The sequence below is a fragment of the Plantactinospora sp. BC1 genome, from assembly GCF_003030345.1.
Classification (GTDB): domain Bacteria; phylum Actinomycetota; class Actinomycetes; order Mycobacteriales; family Micromonosporaceae; genus Plantactinospora.
The window spans coordinates 6,894,138-6,907,018 of the sequence record NZ_CP028158.1; the positions used below are offsets into that span (position 1 = coordinate 6,894,138).

Here is a 12,881-nt window from a genome sequence, read left to right on the forward strand (position 1 = left end):
GGCGCGGTCACCGGCGGAACGCCCTGCGCCGACCTGGTCGGCGGCGACACCCGGCTCACCTGCTTGAATACCGTGCCATGGATTCCTGGTTGATTCTGGTCGTCGCCGTCCCGCTCCTGGTGCTGCTGATGACGGAGTTGTCGTCGGCCGGGCGGCGCCAGCGGGAGACCGCCGCCCGGCTCCGCCGGGTCGAGGCCAAACTCGACCTGGTCGTGGGACATCTCGGCCTCGCCCTGCCCGAGCCGGCGCTGCCGGAGGTGGTGGCGCAACTGGAGCGGGGGCAGAAGATCGCCGCCGTCAAGGCGTACCGGGAGGCCACCGGCGAGGGGCTGCGGGAGGCGAAGGAGGCGGTGGACCGACTCGCCGCCGAGCGCGGACTCTGACCGGCCCCGCCACGACAGAGCGGAACAGGCCACGATGGGCCGGGCCGGGCCGGGCCGTCGACGGCGGGAGGCGGGAGGCGGGCGCGGCCACGGAACGGCCGCGGATCCGTCGGACCGCCCCGATAGGGTCCGGGCCGTGACGAACATCGACTGGTCCGGGGTACGCGACCGGGTGGCCGCGCTCTCCGCGACGCCCGAGGCCAAGGTCTTCGGCGCCAACGGCCACCGGTGGCTACTCGAACCGCCCCTGGAGCCGACCGAGCTGGCGGAGTTGGAGGAGCAGCTCGGCGTACGGCTGCCGGACGACTACCGCAGCTTCCTGCTGGAGGTGAGCCGGGGCGGCGCCGGCCCGTTCTACGGCCTGTTTCCGCTGCGCCGGGTGGACGGCCGCTGGCGCTGGGAGGGCGACGGCGCCGAGCTCACCGAGATCGGCGCCCTCGCCGAGCCGTTTCCGCACACCGGACCGGTGAACCCGGCGGCCGACCTGCCGGAGCCGCCGGACGAGGAGGACTTCGGCACCGTCGAGGAGTTCACCGCGGCCGAGGACGCCTACTGGGAGCTGCACGACCGGGTGGCGTACGACCCGAGGCACACCGTCGGCACCGTCTACCTGTGCCACCTCGGCTGTGCGTACCGGCAGATGCTGGTGGTCAGCGGCCCGGAACGGGGCACGATGTGGGCCGACGACAGCGCCGACGACGGTGGCTTCAGCCCGCTGGCCGGCCCGCACGGCGAGCGGATCGGCTTCGCCCGGTGGTATCTCGACTGGCTCGACGAGGCGACCGCGAAGGCCCGGGAACCGGTGCACAGCTAGCTGTAGGGACCAGCAGCGTTGTTGACGCGGCTGATGGGTGGTTGGCCTCCGAGTGCGGTGTGTCCGCGATGGTGGTTGTAGGTGTGGATCCAGGTGGGTAGGGCGTCGGCGCGGTGTTGGTTGCTGGTGTAGGGCTGTTGGTAGGCCCATTCGTCGAGGAGGGTGCGGTTGAAGCGTTCGGCTTTGCCGTTGGTTTGTGGTCGGTAGCGGCGGGTGAAGCGGGGTTGTGCGCCGACGAGTACCCCGAAGGGCCTTTCCGCTCGACTTGCATGTGTTAAGCACGCCGCCAGCGTTCGTCCTGAGCCAGGATCAAACTCTCCAACAAAAACCATCGAAAAATTTGCAACCCGGCAACAATAAAAACACTTGCTGCCAAACAAACAAACAATTTGGCACTGGCTTATCAAGCACCCTGTTGAGTTCTCAAAGAACAACCACACACCGAACACGAACCTCGCTGGGAGGACCGCCCTCGGGGCAACTTGCCCAACCTACCCGCTCGGCCTCACAGTGTCAAGCCCCAACTTTGGGCCCGTCCGCTTCACCCGAGAGGTTCCCCGTACGCACGCACACCTGATGGTGGTCGCTTCTGTCGGGGGGAAGCCCGCAGACCGGCCGATGGCCGCTCGCGGCGCATCTGCCCGGCTCCTGCCGGCCTGGAACACTCTACCCGGTTGGTCCCGCAATCTCAACCTGACGTTCATCCGGTCGAGCGCACCACCCGGCCTCCGTCCCCGTCAGGCGGATGCCCTCCGAGAGACCGAGGTGCTCGCGGCCCGGCCTTTTCGTCCGGGGCGCCGCGCGCAGAGAGAAAGTTACGCCGCCGAGCCGCTGGGCGCAAATCGACGTACTCCTCCTCGCTGTACCGCTGTGACCTGACCGTGCCACGGTTGTCCGTGTCGGAGCGGGCCGGTCGTGTCAGAGTGGCAACCATGGCCGCGTTTGCGAGCTCCACACAGATCACCCTCGCGCAGGACAGCATCACCGCGCTCCTGTTGCCGTTCTGGCAGCTCGTGATCGGTGGGCTGGTGCTGGTGGCCGTGGTCGCCTCGGTACGCCGGCTGGCCCGCCGTGGCCGATCCCGGATGACCACCGGGCTGCTCGTGACGGCCTCCGCGATCATCGGCCTGGCCGTCGTCGGCATGCTGCTCCAGTGACCGTACGGCGGCCGGTGGGCCGATCGCTCCCGTGATCCGGGCCACCGTGGAAGCCCCCGACCGGATCGGCCCGTGCGTCAGAGGCGGCGGTTCGCCAGGCTGGGCAGCTCGGTGCGGATCTCCCGCAGCCGATCCAGATCGAGGTCGCTGACGACGATCCCGACCGTGTCGGGCGCCTGGCCGAGCACGGTCCCCCAGGGGTCGACCACCATGCTGCGGCCGAAACAGGTACGCCCGGGATCGTGGTCGCCGATCTGCGCCGCCGCCGCGACGTAACACTGGTTCTCGATCGCCCGCGCGCGCAGCAGCACCTCCCAGTGGTCCCGACCGGTGTGCAGCATGAAGGCGGCGGGCACCACCAGCAGCTGAGCCTGGCCGACGACCGCCAACTGCCGGTACAGCTCGGGGAAGCGCAGGTCGTAACAGATCGACAGGCCGACGCGTACCCCTTCGACGTCGACGGTGACCGGCTCGGAGCCGGCGGCGACGGTCTTGGACTCCAGGTAGGAGACCCGCCCGGGGATCTCCACGTCGTAGAGATGGATCTTCCGGTACGTCCCGGCGAGCGCACCCGTGCGGTCGAAGACCAGCGAGGTGTTGTAGGTGTGCTCCGGATCCGGGCCCGTCTCGTGAAACGAGCCGGCGTGCACCCATATTCCGTGCTGCCGGGCCGCCTCGGCGAAGAACTCGGCGAACTCGCCGTCGACCGGCTCCGGGGCCGGCAGCCCACGCGACGGGCCGAGATAGTCGACGTACTCCGGCAGGATCGCCAGGTCCGCCCCGGCGGCCGCAGCCCGGGCGAGCAGCTCGCCGGCGGCGGTCAGGTTGGCCTTCCGGTCGTCGCGGGCGTTGAGCTGGCAGACGGCGACGCGCATGCGGAGAGCCTACGGGGACGGTCCCCTGGTGACCAGGCTTACCGGAACGGTCGGCGGAGCGGCCTCAGGCCGAGCGCTCCTCACGCTCCCGGCGGGCGCGCCGGCCGGTGAACTCGCGCGGCACGATCGTCGGGTTGACGTTCTCCAGCACGACACCCCGGGTGATCAGGACGCGGGCCGCGTTGGGGTTGCTGGGCACCTCGTACATCACGGAGAGCAGGACCTCTTCGAGGATGGCGCGCAGGCCCCGGGCACCGGTGCCCCGCAGCATCGCCTGGTCGGCGATCGCCTCCAGCGCCGCCGGCTCGAACTCGAGCTCCACGCCGTCGAGCTCGAAGAGGCGTTGGTATTGCCGGACGAGCGCGTTGCGGGGCTCGGTGAGGATCCGGACCAGCGCCTCGCGGTTGAGGCTCCGGACGTTGGTGATCACCGGAAGCCGGCCGATGAACTCGGGAATCAGACCGAACTTGAGCATGTCCTCCGGCATCACCCGGCCGAAGATGTCGTCGGTCGAGCGCTCGGAGACCGAGCGGAGGTGGGCACCGAAGCCGAGCCCACCCTGACCGGTGCGGGCCTCGATGATCTGGTCGAGGCCGGCGAAGGCACCACCGCAGATGAAGAGCACGTTGGTGGTGTCGATCTGGATGAACTCCTGGTGCGGGTGTTTCCGGCCACCCTGCGGCGGCACGTTCGCCACGGTACCTTCGAGGATCTTGAGCAGCGCCTGCTGCACACCCTCACCGGAGACGTCCCGGGTGATCGACGGGTTCTCCGACTTTCGGGCGATCTTGTCGACCTCGTCGATGTAGATGATTCCGGTCTCGGCCCGCTTGATGTCGTAGTCGGCGGCCTGGATCAGCTTGAGCAGGATGTTCTCGACGTCCTCGCCGACGTAGCCCGCCTCGGTCAGCGCGGTGGCGTCGGCGATCGCGAACGGCACGTTCAGCATCCGGGCGAGGGTCTGGGCCAGGTGTGTCTTGCCGCACCCCGTCGGGCCGATCAGCAGGATGTTGGACTTCGACAGCTCCACGCCGTCGCTCGCGCCGGGCCCGCCGGCCGACTCCGCCTGGATCCGCTTGTAGTGGTTGTAGACCGCGACCGCGAGGGCCTTCTTCGCCTGGTCCTGACCCACGACGTACTGGTCGAGGAACTGGCAGATCTCCATCGGCTTGGGAAGCTCTTCCCACTTCACCTCGCCGGACTCGGCCAGCTCCTCTTCGATGATCTCGTTGCAGAGGTCTATGCACTCGTCACAGATGTAGACCCCGGGGCCCGCGATGAGCTTCTTGACCTGCTTCTGCGACTTACCGCAGAAGGAGCACTTCAGTAGGTCGCCACCGTCGCCGATCCGTGCCACCTACGTTCTCCCTGCGCTCATCGGCCAGCCTCGCTGAGCGGAGGCCCTGGCCTGCGGACGGTACACCCCGTCGGTTCTCTTCGCCGGCCGGTTCCGACCGGCCGTGGGCGGTGCAGAACCGACGTTACCCGCTGCGCGAGGTTTCTCCGACCCCCAAAACGGGTGTGTCAGAGGCCGGCCGCCGGACAGCCGGCCGGCCGGCCTCTGACCCAAGATGATCAGCTCGAGGCGTTCGCCGCGAGCAGGCCCTTCTTTCGGCTGGTCAGGATGGTGTCGACCAGGCCGTACTCACGAGACTCCTCGGCAGTCATGAACTTGTCACGGTCGATATCACGACGGACTCGTTCAATCGGCTGGTTGGAGTGTCGGGAGAGCATCTCCTCGAGCTGGGTACGCATCCGGAGGATCTCCCGAGCCTGGATCTCGATGTCCGAGCCCTGCCCGTAGCCGCCCTCGGTGGCCGGCTGGTGGATGATGATCCGGGAGTTCGGCAGCGCCATGCGCTTGCCGGGGGTACCGGCGGCGAGGAGTACGGCCGCGGCGCTGGCCGCCTGCCCGAGGCAGACGGTCTGGATGTCCGGCCGGACGTACTGCATCGTGTCGTAGATCGCCGTCATGGCGGTGAACGAGCCGCCGGGCGAGTTGATGTACATGATGATGTCGCGGTCCGGGTCGGTGCCCTCCAGCGTCAGCAGCTGGGCCATCACGTCGTTGGCCGACGCGTCGTCCACCTGCACGCCGAGGAAGATGATCCGGTCCTCGAAGAGCTTGTTGTAGGGGTTCGACTCCTTGACGCCGTACGAGGTGCGCTCGACGAAGGAGGGCAGGACGTACCGGTTGTGCACGGGCTGGAAGCCACCACCGGCAAGCAGGGTCGGGTCAGTCATCGTTTCCGCTCCTCAGCTCAGGGTCCCGGCGCCTTCCGGAACCTGCGCGGCTCCGGTGATCACCTTGTCGATGAAGCCGTAGTCCTTGGCCTCGGTGGCGGTGAACCAGCGGTCCCGGTCCGAGTCGGCCTCGATCTGGGCCTGGTCCTGGCCGGTGTGGTGGGCCACCCGCTCCTGGAACATCCGCTTGGTGTAGAGCATCTGCTCCGCCTGGATGGCGATGTCCGATGCCGTACCGCCCATGCCGCCGGAGGGCTGGTGCATCATGATCCGCGCGTGTGGCAGGGCGTAACGCTTGCCCTTGGTGCCGGCGCAGAGCAGGAGCTGGCCCATCGAGGCGGCCATGCCCATGGCGACCGTGGAGACGTCGTTGTCGATGAATTGCATGGTGTCGTAGATCGCCATGCCGGAGTAGACCGAGCCACCCGGCGAGTTGATCCACAGGTTGATGTCGCGGCCGGGGTCCTCCGCGGCGAGTAGCAGCAGCTGTGCGCAGATGCGGTTGGCGACCTGGTCGGTCACCTCGCTGCCAAGGAAGATGATCCGCTCCTTGAGCAGCCGGTTGTAGACCGAGTCGTCGAGGTTGCCACCAAGTGCGTCCGCACCGCGGGCTTCGGTCACCCGCAGGGGCATAGCTGAGAAGTCTGAACCAGTCATGGCAGCCCTTCGCTCTCCGTGCGTCTTACGCCCGACATTAACCGCTGGCCGGGGTCGTAACGTCCCGGTCCGGGCACTGTTCGCTAACAGCGCAGTTGCCGGCGGTACGGCAGCGGCGTGCTGACCGCCGGGGCGTACCCGGTGGGGTTCTGGTTGGTCGGGCCCGGAGCGGAGCGTCCGGGCCCGGCGGTCCGCGACCCCGCGCGGCTCAGTGCTCGTGGTCGTGGTCGTGCTCCTCGCCACTCGCGGCGCGGAGCTCGTCCATGTTGATCGGGTTGCCGGCCGAGTCGGTGATCTTGATCCGCTCCATCACCATGGCCAGCGCCTTGCCGCGCCGGACGTCGCCGAAGACCGCGCCGGCCGCGCCGGAGCGGACGAGCTGGTCGTAGTACTGCTGAGGGGCCATCCCGGCGCGCTGCGCCCGGTGCACGATCTCGTGCCCGAACTCGTCGTCGGAGACCTGGACCTGCTCGGCGTCGGCCAGGGTGTCCAGCAGCAGCTGGATCTTCACTCCCTCGGTGGCCGCGTCCTTCAGCTCGGCGTCGATCTGCTCCTCGGTCTTCTCCTCGGAGGTCAGGTATTCCTCCAGGGAGGCGCCGATCCGCTCAAGCTGGTCGACCATGGCCTGCTTGCGGTGCTCGACCTCCTCGCGCACGACCCCCTCCGGAGCCGGCACGTCGGCGGCCGCCACCATCTGCTCCAGGGCGCGGTCCCGGGCGGCGTAGATCTGCTCGATCTTCTTCGACCGGCTCACCCGCTCGCGGATGTCGCCACGCAGCTCGTCGAGGGTGTCAAACTCGCTGGCGAGCTGAGCAAAATCGTCGTCGAGCGGCGGAAGTTCCTTCTCCTTGACCGTGCGGACCGTCACAGCGACGTCGGCGTCCCGGCCGGCGAAGTCGCCGCCGACGAGCTGGGTCTGGAAGGTGGTCGAGTCGCCGGCCGAGAGGCCGACCAGCACCTCGTCCAGCCCCGGCAGGAGCTGCTTGCTGCCGACCTCGTGCGAGATGTTGGTGGCCGAGCCACCCGGCACCTCCTCGCCGTCGACGGTCGCGGCCAGGTCGATCTGCACGTAGTCGCCCTCCTGGGCGGCCCGCTCGACCGTCTTGAGGGTGGCGAACCGCTCCCGCAGACTGGCAACCTGGGCGTCGATCTCGCTCTCGTCGATCTGGAGCTCGTCGACGGTCACCTCGACCGTGGAGAGGTCGGGCAGCGTGATCTCGGGCCGGACGTCGACCTCGGCGGTGAACTTCAGCGAGTCACCGTCGTTGAACTCGGTGATCTCGACCTCGGGCCGGCCCAGCGTCTTCACGTCGTGCTCGCGGACCGCGGCGAGAATGTTCTCCGGGATGGCGTCCTGGACGGCCTCGTTCAGCACCGTGCCCCGGCCGACCCGCTGGTCGATCACGGCGGCCGGCACCTTGCCGCGCCGGAAGCCCGGGACGTTGACCTGCGAGGCGATCTCCCGGTACGCCTTCTTGAGGCTCGGCTCGAGCTCGACGAACGGCACCTCGATGGCGAGCCGCACGCGCGTCGGGCTCAGAGTCTCGACGGTGCTCTTCACAGGCGTACTCCTTGACGGATCTCGATCTTAATTCTGGGCCGGTCTTCAGCCCATCGCCGGTCTTCAGCCCATCGAGTGTAGGCGAGCCGGCAGCGGCGGCTGACGGCGCGGGGTGGTAGGACTCACCCCGCAGCCGAGGCTCACCCGCCCCGCGACCGAGGCTCTCCCCCGCAGCCACAGCCGCGGGCGACAGTCGGGGTGGCGGGATTTGAACCCACGGCCCCTCGCTCCCAAAGCGAGTGCGCTACCAAGCTGCGCCACACCCCGTGGCGGTGAAGAGTGTATGCCGTCCGGTCAGGGTCGCGCCCGCCCGGTCTCCGTGCCGGACCGCCGTGTCGTCCCGATCCAGCTTGATCCTGGCGTACGCGGGGTGCTGGCACTTCCGGTTCCGGCTGTCGGTGAGGGGTGGGCGGCTGTCGGTGAGGGGTGGGCGGCGCTCGGCGGGATGCCGGTATCCAGGGGGCGGGGCGACCCGTTAGGCTATCCGTCGCGTCCCGAGATGATCGGGGCGAGCGCGGGCGTAGCTCAATGGCAGAGCTTCAGTCTTCCAAACTGACGGTGCGGGTTCGATTCCCGTCGCCCGCTCCAGTCCTTCCGGCCCAGGTCAGCGGCAGTTTCGCCGAGCCTGGGCCGTTCTGTTTCCGGCTCTGATCGATCTTGCGGGCCATTGGTGTGGGACGGGCTGGTCAAGTAGCACCTGCGCGGCAAGCGGCTCCCTCCGGTCGCCGGCCCGACAGGTAGAGGCTCACTGCGAGGATCGGTCGGTGGCCAGCCGGGAGGCACGGACGAGGACCTGGGCCTGGTCGCCGGAACGACCGTCGTAGCCGATCTTCACGCCCTCCAGCCACACCCACTCGTCCTGCTCCGGCCGATTCGCCACCAGCCGTACGCCGGTCACCCACAGCACCACCGGGCCCTCTGTCGGACGGAGCCGGTCGGCGGCGGACAGCCGGATCACCTCGCCGAGCCGCACCCGAAGGTCGAACACGACGCCCCCTCGCTACCGGCGGACGTCCCGCCGAGACCGAACGCCGAGCCGGAGCGGCCAGACGGAGGCCGGCGAGGCGGACGAAGACGTCGCGCCGGTCGAGCGCCTGCCCGCGCTGATCGAGGACGTAGCCGGTCAGCCAACACCAGCCGTGGTATGTCGGACGGCCACAGACCACGGTCACTCGGAGCAGGATCGACCGGCCTCCGGCGAACTGGACCGACGCGTGACCATCCAGCAACAACAGGTCACCCGGCTTGGAACCACCCGCCATCCCTCCCCACTCGTTGGACGGGCGTCGAGGCGGGCGGGCATTCGGACGGCCGTACGTCGACCGTGCGGCCTGGCGCCGGCACCCACCCCGACGCCCAGCTCACGAAACAGTCACCGGACCCGAGCCCGCACAGTCCAGAGACGACGGCCGCGCCACCGCTCGCCTGAACAGCGGTGCCACTCCCACCGACCGCTGATGGCACCGGCGCCTTGTGACATCGACTCTCTCTTCCCAGGTGACAGCGGCTCGAAGGTCGGAAGACCGATGCCAACAGGGTCGATCAGAAACGGAGACGCTCCGACCCCACGGTTGGACAACTTGGGACGTCTTGACTAGTTTGAACCCGTCCCCACTTGTCCAGGGCGAGGGTCAGGGCATGCCGAACGACCGGCTACGTGACGTACTTCTGCGCAACGGGCTGACTCCCGTCGCCGTCGCCGAGAAGCTGGGCGTCGATCCGAAGAGCGTCGAACGATGGATGACGCAGGACCGGACGCCGTACCCCCGTCACCGGCACGCGATCGCGGCCCTGGTCCGCGAGAGTGAGTCGTACCTGTGGCCAAACGCGGTCTCGTCGGAGAGGGCGACCCGGATAGCTCAGTCGGAGGTTGTACAGGTCTACCCCCGGCGTGCCGCAGTACCGTCCGACCTTTGGGGCAGGCTCCTCCGCAACGCAGACAGCCAGATCGGCATCCTGGTCTACGCCGGCCTGTTCCTCGTGGAGCAAGAGCCCAGGCTGGTCCACCTTCTGAAAACCAAGGCGGTTGAGGGAGTGAAGGTCCGTGTCCTGCTCGGCGACCCTGAGGCGAAGGCGATTGCGTTGAAGAGCGTCGAGGAGGGAACCGCCGGGGTCATGAGAGCGAAGATCGAGCAGGTCATGCGGTATTACCGCCACCTACGAGGCGTCGCCAACACGCAGGTGCGCTTCCACCACACCACGCTCTACAACTCGATCTACCGTTTTGACGACGAGATGCTGGTCAACACCCACGTCTACGGCTTCCCTGCCCCCCACGCCCCGGTGCTGCACATCCGCAAGCTCTCCGGCGGCGACCTGTTCGACACGTACGCCGACAGCTTCGACCGGGTGGAGGCCGCAGCACGCCCGGCCTGGCCGGCAGAGGTGACAGCCTAGACATGACCAGGACCGATCACTACCACGAGCCAGACGCGCCGAAGGCCAACAGCATCGTTGTCGCCGTCACCGTGTTCGTTCGGGACGACCAGGACCGCGTACTGCTCATCCAGCGGGCCGACAACGGACTGTGGTCCATCCCCGGCGGCGGCCACGAGATCGGTGAGTACATCGCCGACACGGCGGTCCGGGAGACGCACGAGGAGACCGGCATCGACGTGGAGGTGACCGGGATCGTCGGCGTCTACTCCGACCCCAACCATGTCGTCGAGTACTCCGACGGCCAGGTACGCCAGCAGTTCTCCGTCTGCTTCCGGGCCGAATACCGAGACGGCAGCCCGACAACCAGCGACGAGTCACCTTCCGTCCGCTGGGTAGCACGCGACGAGCTGGACGATCTGACCATTCACCCATCGATCCGACTACGGATCGAGCACGGCTACGATCGCCGCGATCCCTACATCGGTTAAGCCAGCGACCTCCGGGCCAACCGCTGCTCCGTACGCCGCACTGCGGCCACGATCTCCGGCTCGGCCCGATTGATGAAACGGGTCACCAGATGCTCAGGTCCGTAACGGGAGCAGATCTCCGCCAACCGCTCCAGCACCTCGAAGCTCTGCCCGTCCGGACCGGTCGTCATGTCGGCGTAGCAGAGAGCATCGGTGACCGGGCCTTCTTCCCGCTCGAACTCCTCGCGCAACGCCTGGCCGAGCCCGCGCTCCTCTGCCTCCAGCCAGGCACAGGAGTGATGGGCGACCAGTGCGGTGACGCGCTCGTCAACCTGTTGTCGCCGGAGCCACCGGGCACCGTCCAGCGAGTGGAAGCCGGTATCCACAAGTCCCGGGCTGTAGCCCACGTCGTGAAGCCACGCGGCAGCGATCAAGGTTTCCCGATCCGAGGACGGGACCGCACCAGCAGCTTCATCTGCTTTGGCTGCGACGGCTTGGACATGTCGCCACCGGCGAGGCAGCGTCTCCTCTAGCCGCTGCCGGGCGAGGGAGCGAGCGGCAGCGACAGCAGCGGTCATGTGAAGGAGCCTACGTAGCCGCTCCATGCCTCCCTACCCGCGTGGCGCGTGCTGGCGGTGGGAAGCACATCTACGCTGCCGGGAGTGACCGCCTCCCAGCAGCCACCTATGGCAACGCCACGCGTTGCCGCAGGCGCCCTCTTCTTTGACGCCGCCGGCCGCGTGCTCCTCGTGCGCCCCAGCTACAAGCAGGGCTGGGAGATCCCTGGTGGCTACGTCCAGCTCGGCGAGTCACCCCGCGCCGCTTGCATGCGGGAGGTTCAGGAGGAGCTTGGTCTCACAGTTGACGTGGGCGCTCTCCTCGTCATCGACTGGGCGCCCGCTGCCAACGAGGGTGACAAGCTCCTTTTCGTCTTCGACGCGGGCCCTTTCGACGGTGACCGCCAACGCCGCATCGCCTTCACCGACGGCGAAATCACCGAGTGGCGGTTTGTCGCCGTCGAGGACTTGGACGACTACGGGCCAGACCGCCTGATCCGTCGCATCCGTACGGCGATCGCAGGCAGGACCCGAGGGCGCACGATCTATGCCGAACACGGAATGATGGCGGGTCCGCAGCCTGAGACCCTGCCCGAGCCGTGAGACGTTTCTGTACGTCTTCAAGGCGGCCCTTGACCGGCCGCACGCGCCGCCGCCTGAGCGCGCGGAGGGCGGGAAGCCCCTTGGGCCGCCGGATGACGACACGAGATGCGCTGCAGATCACCTCATCGGGCACCACAAGGGCTACCAGCCTCTTCAGACGGGGTCAAGGTCGTTCGTCCGGTAGCGCACTCCACCTTGGCCCCGTCCGGGGAGGCTGGACGGTCTACGACTGCCCGACGAGGAAATCCGCTTTCAAGCAGCTGGTAAACCAGGGCGATGCGGCAATGCATGCGGCTACTAGCTGGACTGGCGTCTGTTCCGGCGAGCCGGGAGAACTCGGTCGATCACTATCACCGGAAGCATGGCGATTGCACCGGCCACGGCGAGTGCCCACCAAGGCCAGTCGCTGAGGAAGAGCCCAGCCGCTGTCAAGATGGCGAAAGTCGACAGATAGGCGAGGTACACGGGCCAGCGCATGCCGCTCAGCCTAGATGGCAGGGGCAATCCCGTCGGCCATGAGCGGTCCGCAAGAGGCCGGTTGACGGCGGGAGAGCGGCGAGAGATGAGGAGAAGCAGAAACGCTGGTAGACCGCCGTCCGCGCAGCTTGTCGGGCCGCCCGTTTTGATCTCGTAATGCGTCGGTCGTTGTCCGGGGATGCCACCGGACAATGCCGTGACGATCGCACGGGTTGCTGGGGCATCGTCGAGCGTAGGGCGATCACTGCCGAGCCGCTTCGCGGCTTGCCACCGGAGTACGTGGTCCAGGCGCACGGTGAACCGGCGCCACGGCAAGCCGTCCCGGCCCGAAGGCCGGGGCGGGAAGCCGTACGACGCCGGCCAGTCGCCCTGAGGTCGAGCGCGTGCCAGCCACGTGCCAGAAGCCGATGCCGTAGACGGTCACCAGCGGGCAGTACCGGTCATCGCCATCCCGCCGTTGACCAGGCACAACGGACAGATCTGGGCAGGCGGAAACGATCTTCCAAACTGACGGTGCGGGTTCGATTCCCGTCGCCCGCTCCAGTCCTTCCGGCCCAGGTCAGCGGTGGTTTCGCCGAGCCTGGACCGTTCTGTTTCCGGCTCTGATCGATCTTGCGGGCCATTCGCGGGCCAGTAGCGCCGTCTCCCTTCCGGGGCGGTTTTGTCGCCGCCGAGGACTTGGACACCTACGGACCGGAGCGCCTCAT

At 68.1% G+C, this 12,881-nt stretch carries 13 protein-coding genes, 2 tRNA genes and 1 pseudogene; 7 read left to right on the forward strand and 9 right to left on the reverse strand.

The genetic code is table 11. From position 1 onward, the window contains the following. Positions 1-77 precede the first annotated feature (77 nt). Both C6361_RS30210 and C6361_RS30215 read left to right on the forward strand, forming a co-directional pair. A complete protein-coding gene (locus C6361_RS30210) occupies positions 78-383 on the forward strand; it encodes a ribosomal protein L7/L12 (protein ID WP_107258705.1) in 306 nt (101 codons plus the stop codon). A 136-nt stretch (positions 384-519) separates the two neighbouring features. After that, positions 520-1,197 (forward strand): SMI1/KNR4 family protein, encoded by a 678-nt coding sequence (locus tag C6361_RS30215; protein ID WP_107269817.1) that lies wholly within the window; start codon positions 520-522, stop codon positions 1,195-1,197. Here the strand turns inward: C6361_RS30215 and C6361_RS30220 are convergent. Then, positions 1,194-1,418 (reverse strand): annotated as a pseudogene (locus C6361_RS30220) (integrase core domain-containing protein); the annotation flags it as partial. The gene C6361_RS30215 and the pseudogene C6361_RS30220 overlap by 4 nt on opposite strands. 711 nt (positions 1,419-2,129) lie before the next feature. Between C6361_RS30220 and C6361_RS30225 the strand changes: the two are divergent. After that, positions 2,130-2,354 carry a hypothetical protein gene (locus C6361_RS30225; RefSeq protein ID WP_107263489.1) on the forward strand — a complete coding sequence of 75 codons (225 nt, stop codon included), beginning with the start codon at positions 2,130-2,132 and terminating at the stop codon, positions 2,352-2,354. 77 nt (positions 2,355-2,431) lie between these two features. On the opposite strand, the gene C6361_RS30230 is transcribed toward C6361_RS30225, so the two are convergent. The 6 genes from C6361_RS30230 to C6361_RS30255 all read right to left on the reverse strand — a co-directional run bounded on the left by C6361_RS30230 (position 2,432) and on the right by C6361_RS30255 (position 7,958). Further along, on the reverse strand, positions 2,432-3,229 hold the full coding sequence (locus C6361_RS30230; RefSeq protein ID WP_107269818.1) for a carbon-nitrogen hydrolase family protein: 798 nt from the start codon (positions 3,227-3,229) through the stop codon (positions 2,432-2,434). A 64-nt stretch (positions 3,230-3,293) separates the two neighbouring features. Next, positions 3,294-4,586 carry an ATP-dependent Clp protease ATP-binding subunit ClpX gene (clpX, locus tag C6361_RS30235; protein ID WP_101367583.1) on the reverse strand — a complete coding sequence of 431 codons (1,293 nt, stop codon included), beginning with the start codon at positions 4,584-4,586 and terminating at the stop codon, positions 3,294-3,296. A gap of 218 nt (positions 4,587-4,804) precedes the next feature. Beyond that, a complete protein-coding gene (locus C6361_RS30240) occupies positions 4,805-5,473 on the reverse strand; it encodes an ATP-dependent Clp protease proteolytic subunit (protein WP_101367584.1) in 669 nt (222 codons plus the stop codon). A 12-nt stretch (positions 5,474-5,485) separates the two neighbouring features. After that, positions 5,486-6,130 carry a ClpP family protease gene (locus tag C6361_RS30245; RefSeq protein ID WP_107263487.1) on the reverse strand — a complete coding sequence of 215 codons (645 nt, stop codon included), beginning with the start codon at positions 6,128-6,130 and terminating at the stop codon, positions 5,486-5,488. Between the two features lie 208 nt (positions 6,131-6,338). Then, positions 6,339-7,691: a trigger factor gene (gene tig / locus C6361_RS30250; RefSeq protein WP_107263486.1), complete on the reverse strand. Its 1,353-nt coding sequence runs from the start codon at positions 7,689-7,691 to the stop codon at positions 6,339-6,341. A 193-nt stretch (positions 7,692-7,884) separates the two neighbouring features. Next, positions 7,885-7,958: transfer RNA gene (locus C6361_RS30255), tRNA-Pro, on the reverse strand. A gap of 247 nt (positions 7,959-8,205) precedes the next feature. Between C6361_RS30255 and C6361_RS30260 the strand changes: the two genes are divergently transcribed. After that, positions 8,206-8,279: transfer RNA gene (locus C6361_RS30260), tRNA-Gly, on the forward strand. 157 nt (positions 8,280-8,436) lie between these two features. Here the strand turns inward: C6361_RS30260 and C6361_RS30265 are convergent. Further along, entirely contained in the window at positions 8,437-8,679 is a 243-nt protein-coding gene (locus tag C6361_RS30265) for a hypothetical protein (protein ID WP_107263485.1), read from the reverse strand. Positions 8,680-9,329: 650 nt separating this feature from the next. On the opposite strand from C6361_RS30265, the gene C6361_RS30275 reads away from it, so the two are divergent. Together C6361_RS30275 and C6361_RS30280 are read left to right on the forward strand one after the other, a co-directional pair. Further along, complete coding sequence (locus tag C6361_RS30275) at positions 9,330-10,088, forward strand: helix-turn-helix transcriptional regulator (RefSeq protein WP_107269819.1); 759 nt, start codon at positions 9,330-9,332, stop codon at positions 10,086-10,088. Positions 10,089-10,090: 2 nt separating this feature from the next. Further along, positions 10,091-10,558, forward strand: coding sequence for an NUDIX hydrolase (locus C6361_RS30280; RefSeq protein ID WP_107263484.1), 468 nt, complete (start codon positions 10,091-10,093; stop codon positions 10,556-10,558). On the opposite strand, the gene C6361_RS30285 is transcribed toward C6361_RS30280, so the two are convergent. Further along, on the reverse strand, positions 10,555-11,115 hold the full coding sequence (locus tag C6361_RS30285; protein ID WP_107271275.1) for an HD domain-containing protein: 561 nt from the start codon (positions 11,113-11,115) through the stop codon (positions 10,555-10,557). The genes C6361_RS30280 and C6361_RS30285 overlap by 4 nt on opposite strands. Before the next feature lie 84 nt (positions 11,116-11,199). Between C6361_RS30285 and C6361_RS30290 the strand changes: the two genes are divergently transcribed. Then, entirely contained in the window at positions 11,200-11,697 is a 498-nt protein-coding gene (locus C6361_RS30290; RefSeq protein WP_234359116.1) for an NUDIX hydrolase, read from the forward strand. Positions 11,698-12,881: the final 1,184 nt, after the last annotated feature.